This is a genomic window from Listeria innocua (assembly GCF_028596125.1).
Classification (GTDB): Bacteria; Bacillota; Bacilli; order Lactobacillales; family Listeriaceae; genus Listeria; species Listeria innocua.
Genome location: NZ_CP117229.1, coordinates 982,723 through 997,512 on the forward strand (window position 1 = coordinate 982,723; position 14,790 = coordinate 997,512).

Annotated in this window: 17 protein-coding genes; 11 read left to right on the forward strand and 6 right to left on the reverse strand. The window is 36.7% G+C overall.

What is annotated here, in order from left to right; translation table 11 throughout:
- Nucleotides 1–13: 13 nt before the first annotated feature.
- The 10 genes from PQQ29_RS05430 to PQQ29_RS05475 all read left to right on the forward strand — a co-directional run bounded on the left by PQQ29_RS05430 (nt 14) and on the right by PQQ29_RS05475 (nt 8,412).
- On the forward strand, nt 14–916 hold the full coding sequence (locus tag PQQ29_RS05430) for a glycine betaine ABC transporter substrate-binding protein (RefSeq protein ID WP_003761554.1): 903 nt from the start codon (nt 14–16) through the stop codon (nt 914–916).
- Between the two features lie 114 nt (nt 917–1,030).
- Nucleotides 1,031–1,522 carry a PTS sugar transporter subunit IIA gene (locus tag PQQ29_RS05435; RefSeq protein WP_045553421.1) on the forward strand — a complete coding sequence of 164 codons (492 nt, stop codon included), beginning with the start codon at nt 1,031–1,033 and terminating at the stop codon, nt 1,520–1,522.
- Nucleotides 1,523–1,634: 112 nt separating this feature from the next.
- On the forward strand, nt 1,635–2,330 hold the full coding sequence (locus tag PQQ29_RS05440) for a copper homeostasis protein CutC (protein WP_187984077.1): 696 nt from the start codon (nt 1,635–1,637) through the stop codon (nt 2,328–2,330).
- 79 nt (nt 2,331–2,409) lie between these two features.
- Nucleotides 2,410–3,282 (forward strand): CvfB family protein, encoded by an 873-nt coding sequence (locus PQQ29_RS05445; protein WP_003761561.1) that lies wholly within the window; start codon nt 2,410–2,412, stop codon nt 3,280–3,282.
- Nucleotides 3,283–3,417: 135 nt separating this feature from the next.
- Complete coding sequence (gene liaF / locus PQQ29_RS05450) at nt 3,418–4,131, forward strand: cell wall-active antibiotics response protein LiaF (protein WP_003766328.1); 714 nt, start codon at nt 3,418–3,420, stop codon at nt 4,129–4,131.
- The gene (locus tag PQQ29_RS05455) at nt 4,128–5,186 is read left to right on the forward strand and encodes a sensor histidine kinase (RefSeq protein WP_003771280.1); all 1,059 of its coding nucleotides are present in this window, start codon (nt 4,128–4,130) and stop codon (nt 5,184–5,186) included. Before liaF ends, PQQ29_RS05455 begins: the two co-directional genes overlap by 4 nt.
- Entirely contained in the window at nt 5,183–5,821 is a 639-nt protein-coding gene (locus PQQ29_RS05460; RefSeq protein WP_003736192.1) for a response regulator, read from the forward strand. Before PQQ29_RS05455 ends, PQQ29_RS05460 begins: the two co-directional genes overlap by 4 nt.
- A gap of 18 nt (nt 5,822–5,839) precedes the next feature.
- Entirely contained in the window at nt 5,840–6,499 is a 660-nt protein-coding gene (locus PQQ29_RS05465; RefSeq protein WP_003719245.1) for a potassium channel family protein, read from the forward strand.
- 144 nt (nt 6,500–6,643) lie between these two features.
- The gene (locus PQQ29_RS05470) at nt 6,644–7,564 is read left to right on the forward strand and encodes a hypothetical protein (RefSeq protein WP_187984078.1); all 921 of its coding nucleotides are present in this window, start codon (nt 6,644–6,646) and stop codon (nt 7,562–7,564) included.
- Nucleotides 7,561–8,412, forward strand: a complete 852-nt coding sequence (locus PQQ29_RS05475; RefSeq protein ID WP_010990718.1) for an FUSC family protein — start codon at nt 7,561–7,563, stop codon at nt 8,410–8,412. The genes PQQ29_RS05470 and PQQ29_RS05475 overlap by 4 nt, the downstream gene beginning before the upstream one ends.
- A gap of 43 nt (nt 8,413–8,455) precedes the next feature.
- On the opposite strand, the gene PQQ29_RS05480 is transcribed toward PQQ29_RS05475, so the two are convergent.
- The 3 genes from PQQ29_RS05480 to PQQ29_RS05490 form a co-directional block, all read right to left on the reverse strand.
- The gene (locus tag PQQ29_RS05480; protein ID WP_187984079.1) at nt 8,456–9,421 is read right to left on the reverse strand and encodes an LCP family glycopolymer transferase; all 966 of its coding nucleotides are present in this window, start codon (nt 9,419–9,421) and stop codon (nt 8,456–8,458) included.
- 108 nt (nt 9,422–9,529) lie between these two features.
- A complete protein-coding gene (gene rnjA / locus PQQ29_RS05485) occupies nt 9,530–11,197 on the reverse strand; it encodes a ribonuclease J1 (RefSeq protein ID WP_003722651.1) in 1,668 nt (555 codons plus the stop codon).
- A 6-nt stretch (nt 11,198–11,203) separates the two neighbouring features.
- Nucleotides 11,204–11,413, reverse strand: a complete 210-nt coding sequence (locus PQQ29_RS05490) for a DNA-dependent RNA polymerase subunit epsilon (protein WP_003722652.1) — start codon at nt 11,411–11,413, stop codon at nt 11,204–11,206.
- A gap of 494 nt (nt 11,414–11,907) precedes the next feature.
- Here PQQ29_RS05490 and PQQ29_RS05495 point away from each other — a divergent pair, with 494 nt between their 5' ends.
- A complete protein-coding gene (locus PQQ29_RS05495; protein WP_003771285.1) occupies nt 11,908–12,678 on the forward strand; it encodes a Cof-type HAD-IIB family hydrolase in 771 nt (256 codons plus the stop codon).
- Nucleotides 12,679–12,694: 16 nt separating this feature from the next.
- Here the strand turns inward: PQQ29_RS05495 and PQQ29_RS05500 are convergent, their stop codons facing one another.
- The 3 genes from PQQ29_RS05500 to PQQ29_RS05510 all read right to left on the reverse strand — a co-directional run bounded on the left by PQQ29_RS05500 (nt 12,695) and on the right by PQQ29_RS05510 (nt 14,789).
- On the reverse strand, nt 12,695–13,498 hold the full coding sequence (locus PQQ29_RS05500; RefSeq protein ID WP_187984080.1) for a DUF817 domain-containing protein: 804 nt from the start codon (nt 13,496–13,498) through the stop codon (nt 12,695–12,697).
- Nucleotides 13,499–13,564: 66 nt separating this feature from the next.
- Entirely contained in the window at nt 13,565–14,146 is a 582-nt protein-coding gene (locus PQQ29_RS05505; RefSeq protein WP_187984081.1) for a molybdenum cofactor guanylyltransferase, read from the reverse strand.
- Nucleotides 14,127–14,789: an ATP-binding cassette domain-containing protein gene (locus PQQ29_RS05510; protein ID WP_003771289.1), complete on the reverse strand. Its 663-nt coding sequence runs from the start codon at nt 14,787–14,789 to the stop codon at nt 14,127–14,129. The genes PQQ29_RS05505 and PQQ29_RS05510 overlap by 20 nt, the downstream gene beginning before the upstream one ends.
- Nucleotide 14,790 lies beyond the last annotated feature (1 nt).

Sequence of the window (14,790 nt, forward strand, 5' to 3'; positions counted from 1 at the left end):
GGAGGAGAGTAGATTGCTAAAAAAATTAATCACCACCGCAGTTTTGGCTATGCTTATTTTCACTTTAGCAGCCTGCGGGACAACCCTTGCTCCTTATGACGCGAAAAAAGATTTAGGCGAACAAATCAATTATACAATCACAGGAATTGATGCTGGAGCAGGAATTATGCTTGCAACACAAAATGCGATTAAAGATTATCATTTAGATGATGACAATTGGCAGTTACAAACAAGTTCGACTGCGGCTATGACTAGTACACTACAAAAAGCGATGAAAGATAAGCGCCCGATTGTTGTGACTGGTTGGACACCTCACTGGATGTTTACAAAATTCGACTTGAAATTTTTAGATGATCCTAAAAATGTTTTTGGAAACGCTGAAAATATCCACACAATTGTCCGCAAAGGTTTGAAAGAAGAAAAACCTTCTGCCTACAAAGTGCTAGATAATTTCTTCTGGACTGCTGAAGATATGTCTGAAGTAATGCTAGAAGTTAATGACGGAGTAGATCCAGAAGAAGCTGCTAAAAAGTGGATTAAAAACAATCCAGAAAAAGTAGCAAAATGGACCGATGGCGTGGAAAAAGTAGATGGCGATGAAATCAAGCTTACTTATGTAGCTTGGGATTCAGAAATTGCCTCAACGAATGTTGTTGCAGAAGCTTTGAAACAAGTTGGCTATAAACCAACCATTCAAGCAATGGAAATTCAACCAATGTGGGCGTCTGTCGCAACAGATGCAGCAGATGGAATGGTCGCTGCATGGCTACCAAACACTTCCGGAATCTACTACAAAGATTACAAAGGAAAGTTTGAAGATTTAGGACCGAACTTAAAAGGTGCGAAAATCGGCTTAGCAGTTCCAAAATACATGACAAACATTAACTCCATTGAAGATTTAAAAATAAGTAAATAAACTTTGGAAAAGGCATGAAGAAGTTCAAGCTATACTTGATACTTTCTCCGTGCCTTTTCTTCACTAAAAAGGTAAAATAATAGTTAATTGATGAATTTGCTAGGAGGAAGATGGATGTTTAAAAAATTCTTGAAAAAAAGTAAAAATGAAACCGTATTTGCTCATGTGACTGGACAACTGATTGCGTTAGAAGATGTTCCAGATCCAGTTTTTAATCAAAAGATGATGGGCGAAGGTATTGCAATTAAACCAGAAAGCGGCACAATCGTAGCGCCAGTTGATGGGAAAATTATTCAACTTGCAGAAACGAAACATGCTTTTGGTATTCGCACGGATATGGGGCAGGAAATTCTCGTTCATATCGGTTTAGAAACGGTATCATTAAACGGAGAAGGTTTTAACGTGTTAGTAAACGTTGGCGATAAAGTAAAAGTAGGCGATCCAATCGTTGAAGCGGACTTTGATTTTATCAAGAAAAATGCCGCAAGCACAGTGGTACCAATGGTTGTAACTAATAGTTCAGAAGGCAAATACGATTTTGAATTCGCTGGAACTCCAAATACGGTTGCTGGGAAAACAGAAGTATTTACTACAAATTTAAAATAATAAGCACAAAATCCATGAGAAGCCAATTTTCTTTTCATGGATTTTTTAGTATTCATTTGCGTGTTAAAAGGGTAGAATGAAGGTAATTAGTATTAAAAAGGAGCGAAAATAAATGTTAGAAGTGATAGTTCAAAACCCAAGAGATGCGTACTTAGCAGAAAAATATGGCGCAAATAGAATGGAAGTAGTTTCCGCTATAAGTGAAGGTGGCCTAACGCCTAGCTACGGTGCTATTAAAGAAATCGTTCGTGCTTCAAAACTTCCGGCGATGATGATGATTCGCCCTCATAGTTTTTCGTTTGTATACGATGAGCCTGCTAGAATTGTGATGGAACGAGATATTGAACTTGCAAAAGAAGTTGGGGTCAAAGGTATCGTTTATGGTGGAATAACGGAAGACGGAAACATTGATCAAGAGCTTCTAGAAAAAGTGATTGAGTGGAAAGGTGACTTAGATTTTACTTTCCATCGTGCGCTAGAAGCAACAAAAGATATTGAAGCAAGCTACCAAGTTTTACGTACATACGGCCAAGACATTAATCAATTATTAACTTCAGGTGGAACAGCTAGTGCACTTGATTCTTTGCCACGCCTTAAACGGTGGATAAATGACAGTAAAGAAAATCCAAGTTCATTTAAAATTCTAGTTGGAAGTGGCGTTAAACCTGAAAATATTGCTATCTTTCAAGAAACACTAAATCATACAGATTATCACGTCGGAAGTGCAGCTAGAGAAACGAATGATTTCGCAAAAGATATTTTAAAAGAAAAAATCAATATTTTAAAGCTGCATATTAACCAAGATTGATTCTACGTAGCAGGTAGCCTTACGAGTCTAGATACGCTATAATGAAACAAGACTATTCTTAAAATAAAGGTGGAAAAAAATGAATAACTATATTGGCAAAAGCCAAGTAATGACAGTAAAAGAAATTAAAGAAACAGGTTGGCTCCTAGAGAAAGATGAAGTGACTGTTTTTTTATCTAAATCGAATACACATGAAACAGAACTTGCTGTTGGAGATGAAGTAACAGCATTTATTTTTGTTGACTACGACCGAGAAATCCGCGCAACAACAATTATTCCAAAAATTCAAGTTGGACATTACGGCTGGGGCACAGTAACCGAAGTACGCAAACATTTAGGTGTATTTGTGGATATTGGTATCGAAAAAGACGTCGTTGTATCATTAGATGATTTGCCTGCACTACCACACTTATGGCCGAAAAAAGAAGACCGAGTGATGATTGCACTTCGCGTAGACGAAGAAAATCGCGTGTGGGGAGTTCTCGCTGAAGAAGAACAATTCCGCGCAATTGCGGTTCGTGCAGATCAAGATCTTTTTAATCAAAATGTAGAAGGAACCATTTATCGATTACTTAAAGTTGGCTCCTTTGTCTTTACAGATGATTTCCATATTGGCTTTATTCATGAAAGTGAACGGACTGCAGAACCGAGAATGGGAGAACGTGTAAAAGCTCGTGTTATTGCAGTGAAACCAGATGGCTCACTTAATTTATCGTTACGTGGGAGAGCCCATGAAGTATTAAATGACGATGCGGAAATGATATTAACTTACTTACGAAGTGTTGGTGGTGAAATGCCATTTGGAGATAAATCAGATCCAGATGCAATCCGTGCTAAATTCGGAATTAGTAAGGCACAATTTAAACGCGCAATTGGTACACTTTTAAAAGCAAGACGGATTACACAAGAAAATGGAGTAATTACTAAGTTAACAGAAGAGGCATCCGACTAAAGTAGTAGAGATTGTTCCAACTAGCGCGGTTTGTTTCCACTAGCAAATCATCGCTATAATAAACACAGCTGTACAAAGTAGCGAAAAATCGAGAAATAACTTTGTCTAAAGAATGGCTTAAGGAGGTGTGTCAGCTTGAAAAAAATGGAAAGCTCGGTTGTTTTTATATTTTTAATTGCGATTATTGTTGGTGTTGGTCTTGAGATGTTATTCCAGTGGGAACTACTCATTTTATTTGCACTCGGAATATTCTTCATTTTTACATCAAGGAAAGCAAGTGCCACGAAAAAAAGCGCAAAAAACTCACTATTTATTGGTATCGTATTTATCATTATTGCAGTGCTGTTAACAACTACTTTTAAAGTTGGACTTGTTGTTGCAGGTATTTATGCGATTATTCATTATATAAGCCGGAAGCGGGCACCCCAATTATTAATGCTTAAAACGAGAGAGCCAGACAGTAAAATTGATCGCACGGGTAAATTTATTCGTAATCAGTGGTTTGGTAATCAGCGGATATTAGACGTCGTGTACGAATGGGATGACATCAATATTCAAACAGGAATAGGCGATACGATTCTTGATCTAGGAAATACGGTGCTTCCAACTGGCGAAAGTATTATTATGATTCGCAGTGTATCCGGGAAAATTCGCATCCTCGTTCCATTTGATATTGGCATTTGTATTGAACACTCCGCGATTTTCGGAAATATCCAATATGATAAAGAAAGCACCTCTATCCAAAATAATAGCATCAAGGTCTACTCAGATAATTACGAAAGTTCCGCACGAAAAGTGAAAATCATGACTTCTGTAATCTTCGGAGATTTAGAGGTGATCAGGTTATGAGTTTTTCGAAACTAATGATGGTAGTTTGCTCAGGATTACTCCTTGTTGCAACAGCCATTGGAACGGTAGGATACTATTTTTTCAGTGAAGGTTCTTGGTATAAAATCTTAATTGAACAAAAAATATTTTACATTCCTTTTATCGTCTTTGTTCCGCTGACAGCTATTTCGATAGGTTTAATTATTGGCGGCTTACTTGGCTATTTTGTTAAGCAAAAGTTTGAGTCGATTGACTTTTCGATTCGGCTGCTAGGACAAGGCGATTTAGAAAAAAAGATTACTAGTGAAGAAGATGAAACTTTTTTAGAAGTACAGCAAGTCTATAAGCAAATCGACCGTTTGCGTGATAAGATGAAAGCACAAACGATTCTGACTCAAAAGCTAGCAAGTGATCGCGCTGAATCAAGTGGTCAAACGAAAGAAGCTATTTTGTCAGAAGAGCGTCACCGGATTGCGCGTGAGTTACATGATTCTGTGAGTCAACAATTATTCGCAGCGATGATGCTATTATCTGCCTTAAATGAGCAAAGCGAAAAAAGTGCAACTCCCGCCATGCAAAAGCAACTAAAAATGGTAGAATCTATTGTCAATGAATCCCAATCTGAGATGCGTGCACTATTACTTCATTTGCGACCAACGCAGCTCGAAGGAAAGTCATTAAAAACGGGTATAGAACAATTATTAAAAGAATTAACAACCAAATTACCCATCGAAGTCGAATGGCAAATTGAAGATATTAATTTGCAAAAAGGTATTGAAGATCATTTATTCCGGATAGTGCAAGAATTACTATCGAATACTTTGCGTCACTCTAAAGCAAAATTATTAGAAGTACGTTTAGTGACAATGGATAATTTAGCCGTAATGAAAGTAGTTGATGACGGCGTAGGATTCGATATGGATAATGTTCGTCAAGGTTCTTACGGTTTACAAAATATGCGTGAACGAGTCGCTGAATTTGGTGGTACCATTAAAATAATTAGCTTTAAAGGACGAGGAACTAGCGTAGAAATAAAAATCCCACTTGTTGCGAAAAAGGACGTGGAAAACGAATGATAAAAGTTTTACTAGTAGATGATCATGAAATGGTACGTATAGGCGTGTCAGCTTATCTTTCTGTTCAAGATGACATGGAAGTAGTCGGCGAGGCAGAAAACGGCCGAGAAGGCGCTGATATGGCTTTAGAGTTGCGCCCAGATATTATCTTAATGGATTTAGTTATGGATGAGATGGATGGCATTGAAGCAACGAAAGAAATCATGAAGAATTGGAAAGAAGCAAAAATTATTATCGTCACCAGTTTTATTGACGACGAAAAAGTATATCCTGCACTCGAAGCTGGAGCGAGCAGTTATATGTTAAAAACCTCGACAGCGAGTGAAATTGCCGATGCGATTCGAGCTACATACGGCGGTGACTCTGTCCTTGAACCAGAAGTAACTGGTAAAATGATGCAAAGACTAACCGCTAAACCAGAAAAAAACCTACATGATGATTTAACGAATCGCGAAAATGAAATCTTACTTCTTATTGCAGAAGGTAAATCGAATCAAGAAATCGCGGATGAACTATTCATTACTTTAAAAACAGTAAAAACACATGTAAGTAATATTTTATCCAAATTAGATGTACAAGACCGCACACAAGCTGCAATCTATGCATTTAAACATGATTTAGTAGAAAAAAAGTAACAGGGAGGTAAGCTACACATGAAAGAGGGATTTGCAGTCATCGGTCTTGGGCGCTTTGGCGGAAGTATTTGTCGTTCACTTGTCGAACAAGGAATGGAAGTGCTTGCCATCGATTCTGATGAAGAACGGGTAAATGAATATATGTCGATTGCTACTCATGCAGTTATCGCCAATTCAACCGATGAAAACGCGCTTCGTCAATTAGGTATTCGAAATTTCGAGCATGTTATTGTCGCAATTGGTGAAGATATTCAGTCAAGTATTTTAACAACGCTGATTCTAAAAGAAATGGGCGTAAAATATGTTACTGCAAAAGCAACAAATGATAAGCATGCTAAATTACTAGATAAAATCGGAGCTGACCGAGTTGTCCATCCAGAGCGGGATATGGGACGACGAATTGCGCATTATATCGTATCGAAAAACATGCTTGATTATCTAGAACTTTCTGATGAATATAGCTTAGTGGAGATTTCGGTTTCTGATCCGCGTTTCCTCGGCAAAAGCCTTGTTGACTTAGATTTTCGTAACTCATTTGGCGTTAACATCGTCGGTATAAAAAAAGACAAACAAATGATTATTACTCCTGAAGCAAATGATGTACTTCATGAAGGAGATATTTTAATCGTTATTGGTTCAGATGACGACATTGAGCGATTACAAGAAAAAATTCAATAAACATAAAACCTATGCAATATATGAAGATGTGCAACAATATCTATTATATGCCTAGGTTTTTTTATTGTTTACTTGCTATCTAATCATTTATTTTCTATTATAGTTACAGAGCTTAAGTAAACGTGATAGAAGAGAGGGGAACTGATGAAAAAATTTTTGCTAGATAAAATTGGGGCGCGAGGATTAATTCAAATGTTGCAAGCATTTATTTATGCAAGTATTTGTGTTATTGTTCATACTGTTATTTTTCCTGATTTGGCTGGAGTTTTACCTATTGTTGTTTTAATAGGGATTATTTCCATGCAACCTACATATGGGATTACTCGAAAAGTCATTCCTCAAATTGCGATAGCTTTTACGTTAGCGTGCGCATTCGTTATTATCAGTACTTACTTTTTTCCAATCAATGTATATATTTATTATTTTGTAATGTTAATTGTTATTTTAATAGTGAATTTTACGATGCCGCAAAAATACATGGTGATGACGCTAGCAATTGGGACAGCGCTTTATTTTCTTGGGACAGAAGATTTACCAATGCCGCTTTACGTAATGGTGATAGTAGCACTCGTTGATGTATTTGTATTTTTTATTTTAGTAAGACTCGTTGTAAGGTACGTCCATTTGCCGCTTGAAAAAACTGTCCAGACGATCATGAAGCAATTAATGGGGCTTTTTGATAAAGAAATGGAAAGCGTTTTTAAAAATAACGGGAAATTTGTATCGAAACCATTGTATAATATTTTTGTACAATCGCAAATGTTTATTAAAGAATATGGCACTAGTAAAAATATGAATCCGCGTCATGTGGAAATTTATCAAGCGTTACTGCCGAATTATTTACAGCTCTTTTTTCATATGCAAACACTTGAGGACATTGGTAGGGTAGGTTTGTCGGAAGAAGCAAAAAAAGCGCTAGCCACAATAAATGTCGAAGTTTCAACTGAGATTAACGCCAAAGAAACAAACCCAGTTGCTTCTTTTCACGTGAAAAAATTCGTTGAAAACTTTCTAGCTATAAAAAAAGGAATGGCTGAATTAGCTGAAGGAGGGGACAAGAAATGAAAAAAATTTCAATGAAAGAGCGCCTTGCTCTTGATCCCCGTGTTGCTAAAGTCTTAATTAGTATTACAATAGCTATTTTGCTTTTCCCGGTAATGGGCGATTGGATTGTTTATCCGACATATGTCTTTAATGCCATTTATATCACTGCTCAAATGACAAAAGGGGCAACATATAAATCTAGTATTGAACGTATTGTTGGGACGATAGTTGGTGGGTTACTTGCAGCGTTTGTATATCTTTTAGTACCAAACCATCACTATATTATGATTCCAATTGGCGCGGCACTTGCTGTTGCGCTGAGCTATCTTTTCACTAAAAAATTCACGATGGTTATTGTTGTTATTACGGTGATGGTATTAGTTGGTAAAGGAGACGGGGAGCCGATTGTTTTTTTAAGAGATCGCTTATTTGATACGATGATCGGGCTAGCAATTGGTTTTCTTGTTTATGCCCTTTATCCACGGAAAAAAGCTAAAAAATTAAATCAAGTTTTCATCTCTAAGGAAAAAGATCTACTGGCAAACATTAAAGCGATAGAGATTAATTCTGATGATGCTAAAGCGCTCGCACCGAAGATTAAAGGCTTATGGAAGCAATTAATTGAACTACGAAAAACGCGAGAACAAATTATTACTGATAGTAGTTTTGTTGGAGATGTAAATTCAGAAGAACCAATGCTCCAATTTACCATTTTAGTTGAACGGGCGATTAACAATATTGAAATCCTTTATCATGTGACTTTAGATAAAGAGGTAGAACCTGATTATGAAATTGTCTTTGATTATCATCAACAAGCGTGCAAAAAGGTGATTAATGAAATGGAAACCTTGATTACGAAGCATCAATAAAAAAGATGACTGAAGCTTAATGGGCCTCAGTCATCTTTTATTTTTATTCAGTTATATCTAAACTCTTCTTAAACATGTTAATTACACGTTCTAAGTCGGTTTCATCTGGTGCAAAATAATATAAATCGAATCCGTATGACTCGCTATAAATCATTTCTCCTTCACCTTTAAGCTCTTGCGAATCAACGTTTTTAAGAACGGAAGAATAATTGGTAGCCATAGAAGTAATATCTGTAAGCGTCATATTAGTTTGGAAATTATCTCCAACAGCTTTCATGATGCTTTCGAAATTGGATACGCCTGATGAACTTATAACTTTATTCGCGATACCGATAATAACGTCGCGTTGTCTATCTTGACGACCAAAGTCACCGCGAGGATCTTCGTGACGAATACGGACATATTGTAAAGCGTCCGTCCCATTTAAAGTAATATTTCCTTTTACAAATTTGCTATTTACTTCTGTTAAATCAATGTCATTATAAACCGTAATACCGCCAACTGCGTCAACAAGGTCTTTAAAGCCTTCCATATTGATAGAAATAAAATAATCTACCGGAACACCTGGCATTAGTTTTTCAACTGCTGAAACGGTTCCTGAGGGGCCTCCGTTCGAATAGGAAGCATTGATTTTTCCAATATCGCCATTTCCATAATCTACTTTTGTATCACGAGGGATGCTGACCATTTCGACAGCGTTTTGTTGTTTATTGGCTGTTGCAAAGATAATTGTATCTGCTCGACCATTCGTTTCACCGGGGCGGGCATCAGAACCCATAAGTAATACGGAAAAAGGTTTTTTCTTATCTAAATCACTTGTTGTTTTATTACTTGTTTCTAAAGGAACATTTATTTTTGTAAAAGTATTTTGAACGGTGATGTAATACTTCGCTGCCAAACCTGTAATGGAGAAAAAGAGAATTCCTAAAAGTGTAACGCTAGCAATTTTCATAACTTTAGTAAAAGTGGACGGTTTTTTTTGCTTCGTTTCTGTCCTAGTTTCTGTCATAAAATTTTCCTCGTCTTTCTTATTTAGTTTGTTTAAACATACCATCGTCTTTCTGAGAAATCAACAAAAAACGATAAATGATTTTGAAACCATTTATCGTCTTTAAAACTATACTTCCATGATTATAGGTAAAATCATTGGACGTCGTTTTGTTTTTTCGTACAAGAAAGGTTGCAAAGTATCTGTAATTTCGTTCTTGATTTCAGACCATTGCGTTGTTTTTTGCTCCATTACTTTATTTAAGTGACGTGTAAGAAGACCTTGAGCTTCTCCGATTAAATTACCGGATTCACGCATATAAATAAATCCGCGAGAAATGATGTCAGGACCAGCCATGACACGTGAGTTTTTCATATCAATTGAAACGACGACAATAACAAGTCCTTCTTCAGAAAGAATGCGACGGTCGCGCAGGACGATATTACCAATATCCCCAATTCCGCTACCATCAATATAGACGCTAGCAGCATGGATTTTACCAGCAACATGAGCTGTCTCACTTGTTAACGCAAGGACATCACCGTTTGCCATAATGAAACTATTTTCTTCTGGTACGCCACACTCTTCGGCAGATTCAGCATGAATTTTTTGCATTCTGAATTCACCGTGAATTGGCATAAAGAATTTAGGTTTCATAAGACGTAGCATAAGTTTTTGCTCTTGTTGACCACCGTGACCAGAAGTATGGATATTATTTACTTTACCATGGATAACTTCTGCACCAGCTTGATAAAGTAAGTTAATTGTACGGTTAACACTTGTCGTATTACCAGGAATAGGGGAAGACGAGAAGACTACCGTATCACCTGGTTGAATTTGGATTTGACGGTGAGTACCATTAGCAATTCTTGAAAGAGCAGCCATTGGTTCACCTTGACTTCCTGTACAAAGGATCGTCACATTTCCTGCTGGTGTTTTATTAAGTTGATGCACATCAATAAATGTATCTTTTGGAGCTTGAATATAACCTAATTGCTTACCGATTTCCATAGCTGATTCCATACTACGACCGAAAACAGCGATTTTACGGCCAGTTTCGATAGAGGATTCAACTACTTGTTGTAAACGGTAAATATTGGATGCGAAGGTAGCGAAGATAATTCGTCCTTCAACGTCGCGGAAAATGTTTTTAATACTTTCACCAACAACGCGTTCACTCATTGTGAAATTTGGTACCTCAGCGTTTGTACTATCTGATAGTAAACAAAGGACGCCTTCTTTACCAATTTCAGCCATTTTTGTCAGGTTAGCTGGTTCACCAACTGGTGTGAAATCAAATTTGAAGTCACCAGTGTGAACAATATTACCTGATGGAGTTTTGACAACAATACCATACGTATCAGGAATACTATGTGTTGTACGGAAGAATGAGATGCTAGTTTTTCTGAATTTAAAAACGTCATCTTCTTCATATTCATAAATTTTAGTTTGACGAAGCAAACCATGTTCTTCTAATTTGTTGCGAATAAGAGCACTCGCAAGCTTCCCAGCATAAATTGGGATATTAAGATCGCGAAGTAAGTAAGGAACGCCACCGATATGATCTTCATGACCATGGGTGATAAAAAGTCCTTTAATCTTATCTTTATTTTTTACTAGATAACTGTAGTCAGGAATAACATAGTCAATCCCAAGAAGTTCGTCTTCTGGGAACTTGATTCCTGCATCAATTAGAATAATTTCGTCTTGAAATTGTACGCCATATGTGTTTTTACCGATTTCGCCTAGTCCACCGAGGGCGAAAACAGCTGTCTCATTATTTTTTACAAATTTCATATAGGCTTATTTTTCCCAGAGCGCGAAGTCTGGGTTTTCCTTTTCGTAAGCTAAGTGCGCGTCACTAATTTTTTCGACAAATTCGATGTGGAAAGGCTCATCTTTTAAAAGTTGGCGTACTTTTACTTCGCTTTCCGCTTCTACGTATAAAGATTGTGTTTTTTCGCGTACGGGTGTTTCTGTAAGTGTTTCTTGATAAAATACTTTAAAAATCATGTTTTTCTCTCCTTAAATTTTAAGTTTAGTTTTTAAAAATAGATTCTCTGGTCGAAAACCTAATAATTATTCAGTAATAATTGGCTTGCTTTCAGTTGTGGACTTAGTAGCAAGCGGATATGGGTGCACGAGATACTAACAATTAGGCATAAAAAAGACAAAGAAAAATTACCACAGACTAATGTATAAAAATAGCTGTGCACGTATAACAATTTTCTTATCCGTTATAATTGCATACCTTTATTTTGGGAATTTGAAACAAATTTCCGAGTAAAAGATGTAATTATAAACTTTTTTTCACGTTCCATTGTTGTTCTATAAATGTTCATCCGATCTATATCCTTCTTTCTAATATACCATAAATCCAGATAATTGCTACTAGAAAGTATAATTAATTTTGCCAAAGCCCGACAGTTTGTGATTTTTTGGTCGCTTTCTGCTATAATTTAAGCTAAGTGATTTTAAAATGGATAGAGGATTGAGGCGTTTAATTGATGAGTAAAATTGTATTTTTCGATGTAGATGGTACGCTTGTAGGTGAAACAAAAGAAATTCCAGCTTCAGCAAAACAAGCGATTGCTAAATTGAAAGAAAATGGCGTTTATGTCGCTATTGCAACGGGTCGCGGCCCATTTATGTTAGATGAGATAAGAAAAGAACTAGATATTAATTCCTACATTTGTTATAACGGACAATATGTTATTTTTGAAGGGAAAGAAATCTACGCTAAACCATTACCAACCGAGTCATTAGAACGACTAATTACGGTGGCATCGGAGCATGAGCATCCAATTGTTTTTTCTGGAAAAGATTCCATGCGTGCGAATTTACCAGATCATGACCGAATTACAATCGGAATGAATTCTATTAAAAGAGATTACCCTAAAGTAGATGCTAATTATTACAAAGGTCGAGATATTTATCAGTGCTTACTGTTTTGTGATGAGTCGTATGATGCTTATTACCGCAAAGAATTTAAACAATATGGTTTCTTACGTTGGCATGATGTTTCAGTAGATGTTTGTCCAGCAGACGGTTCCAAGGCGGAAGGTATTAAGCAGATGATCAAAAAACTTGGCTTTTCGATGGAAGATACTTATGCATTTGGCGACGGACTTAACGACATCGCGATGCTACAAGCTGTTGGCACCGGTGTTGCAATGGGAAATGGTCGCGACGAAGTGAAAGCAGTGGCGGATTATGTTACTGACCATGTGGATGAAGATGGCGTTTATAAAGCGCTTCAGCATCTAAAACTAATTTAAATCAAAAGCGAGGCCACTATTTCAGTGTAGCCTCGCTTTTTGTTGTTATTTGGTCCTGTTCCCATTTCTGTTTAATGAATTTAAGTTGCGCGACGATAATAATACTAATAATCACAAGTAAGTACCAACTCGTTATTTTTGAGACATGCACTGGCCGCCAAGCAACAAGCTGATCAGGATACGCCCAAGCACCGTAAAAACTAGCAATATTTTCCGCGAGATAGATAAAAAATGCAATACACAAAAATGAAAAAGATAAAGGCATTTTGAGCTGAGTAGCGCTAACTTTAAAATAAACATATGTTTTTCGGAATAGTAGGAGAACTAAAATAATCAAAATCCACCGAAAATCCATAATAAAATGGTGCGTGAAAAAATTGGCGTATATCGCTATGCAAAGACTACTTACTAACCAAATATTTGGCCAATTGGTCATGTTAAGATCAAACCTCTTCCAGGCCTGACAAATATAACTTGCCACGCTTGAATACATAAATCCGCTATACAGTGGTACGCCGAAGAGTTTCATTAAACCAGGTTCTGGATAACTCCAAGATCCCATATGTACTTTATAAATTTCAAGCCCCAGACCAATTAAGTGAAAAATCATGATGACTTTAAGTTCATCCCAAGTCTCTAACCCAAACTTTATCAGGACAATTTGTGTGAGGAGGCAAATGATTAAAAGTAAGTCATAGCGCGCAATAAAAGGAATTTCAATTAGTTTTGTAAGGGCGAGTGAAATGAAAATAATGCCCGGAAAAAGACAACAAAGTGCTTGTTTCCAAGTAAATACCCACAGTAAGCGAAAAAATTTCATAAAAAAACCTCTCTCATGCTTTTCTCTAGTTTACCAAACATAACTAAAGAAAAGCATAAGAAAAGGTTAAAAAAGTTCATTTTGACGGTTGATATTCCTAAATGGTGCTTCATTTTCAAATTCTAACGGCTTAGTTTGTAGTTTTTCAAGTAAGCCGCGAACACGATGTTGTTCTTTTTGCAATAAATTATGTAAGATTTCACGCGAGTAGGGAATGTTCAAAACCAAATAGTGATTTTCCTCTGCTGTTTTTGCAAAGTGATTTGGAAATGCAGCTAATCGACTAATTTCGCTGGAAGTTAAAAAAGGCATATCGACAGGAAGTATCAGGTAGTTAGCTTCGGGGTAGGCATTTTTTTGAGCCATGACAGCGTAAATTCCACCAAGCGGCCCGAAATCTTTATATGCAAGTTGGTCGGGAATAATTTGAATAGATGAGTCCTCATAAAAAAGCGCAACTAATTTTTGATAATTTTCTTGATTTGCGGATACGAAAACCATTTCGCAAAATGGTTTCAATTTATTAACAGTGAGCTCCACCCATGTTTTCCCAGTCGCCTCATTCTGGAAAAGGGCTTTTGACTTGCCAAAACGGCTAGACTTCCCACCAGCTAATACAATACCCACATTAACTTTTGCGTTTTTCAAGTCGACCATCTCTCATAACTAAAATTTCTTCCGTCATCATTTCTGCTTCCGAGGCATAATGCGTTACAAAAATAACTGGTATATGGAAATCTTTGGCCATCTGACCAACTAATTTCATACAAATTAAACGTGTTTCTTCATCTAGCCCGTTGAAAGGTTCATCAAGTAACAGTAATTTCGGCTCAGTAATCATCGCTCGCGCCATCGCAACACGTTGTTTCTCACCGCCAGAAAGTTTTTGAACAGAAGAATATAGTAGGTGCGAAATTTGCAGATAATCACTCATTTTTCTTACTTGCTGCTGGATTTCTGCCTGTTCTTTTTTCTTCTTTTTTTTCACTTTTAAGCCAAACGCGATATTTTCATAAACATTCATATTTGGAAATAAAGCTAGATTTTGGAATAAGTAACCGACTTTTCGTTCAGTTACTGGAAGGTGTAAGGAAATATTCGAATCATCCCACGGTGTCCCATCAAACTCGATAATCCCGCCGTCGATGCTCTTTAATCCACTCACGCATTGGAATAACGTTGATTTTCCAGAACCACTTGCGCCCATCATCGCAGTTACTGGTTTTTCAAACGTATAATCAATATTTAAATCATGAAAAGGAAGTTTTTTATGAAATTGTAATCTCAGCATA

Bases quoted from the DNA above. Each gene is read 5' to 3' on its own strand.
- PQQ29_RS05435 (WP_045553421.1), top strand. From the start codon at position 1,031: ATGTTTAAAAAATTCTTGAAAAAAAGTAAAAATGAAACCGTATTTGCT.
- PQQ29_RS05440 (WP_187984077.1), top strand. From the start codon at position 1,635: ATGTTAGAAGTGATAGTTCAAAACCCAAGAGATGCGTACTTAGCAGAA.
- PQQ29_RS05445 (WP_003761561.1), top strand. From the start codon at position 2,410: ATGAATAACTATATTGGCAAAAGCCAAGTAATGACAGTAAAAGAAATT.
- PQQ29_RS05455 (WP_003771280.1), top strand. From the start codon at position 4,128: ATGAGTTTTTCGAAACTAATGATGGTAGTTTGCTCAGGATTACTCCTT.
- PQQ29_RS05460 (WP_003736192.1), top strand. From the start codon at position 5,183: ATGATAAAAGTTTTACTAGTAGATGATCATGAAATGGTACGTATAGGC.
- PQQ29_RS05465 (WP_003719245.1), top strand. From the start codon at position 5,840: ATGAAAGAGGGATTTGCAGTCATCGGTCTTGGGCGCTTTGGCGGAAGT.
- PQQ29_RS05470 (WP_187984078.1), top strand. From the start codon at position 6,644: ATGAAAAAATTTTTGCTAGATAAAATTGGGGCGCGAGGATTAATTCAA.
- PQQ29_RS05475 (WP_010990718.1), top strand. From the start codon at position 7,561: ATGAAAAAAATTTCAATGAAAGAGCGCCTTGCTCTTGATCCCCGTGTT.
- PQQ29_RS05480 (WP_187984079.1), bottom strand. From the start codon at position 9,421: ATGACAGAAACTAGGACAGAAACGAAGCAAAAAAAACCGTCCACTTTT.
- rnjA (WP_003722651.1), bottom strand. From the start codon at position 11,197: ATGAAATTTGTAAAAAATAATGAGACAGCTGTTTTCGCCCTCGGTGGA.
- PQQ29_RS05490 (WP_003722652.1), bottom strand. From the start codon at position 11,413: ATGATTTTTAAAGTATTTTATCAAGAAACACTTACAGAAACACCCGTA.
- PQQ29_RS05495 (WP_003771285.1), top strand. From the start codon at position 11,908: ATGAGTAAAATTGTATTTTTCGATGTAGATGGTACGCTTGTAGGTGAA.
- PQQ29_RS05500 (WP_187984080.1), bottom strand. From the start codon at position 13,498: ATGAAATTTTTTCGCTTACTGTGGGTATTTACTTGGAAACAAGCACTT.
- PQQ29_RS05510 (WP_003771289.1), bottom strand. From the start codon at position 14,789: ATGCTGAGATTACAATTTCATAAAAAACTTCCTTTTCATGATTTAAAT.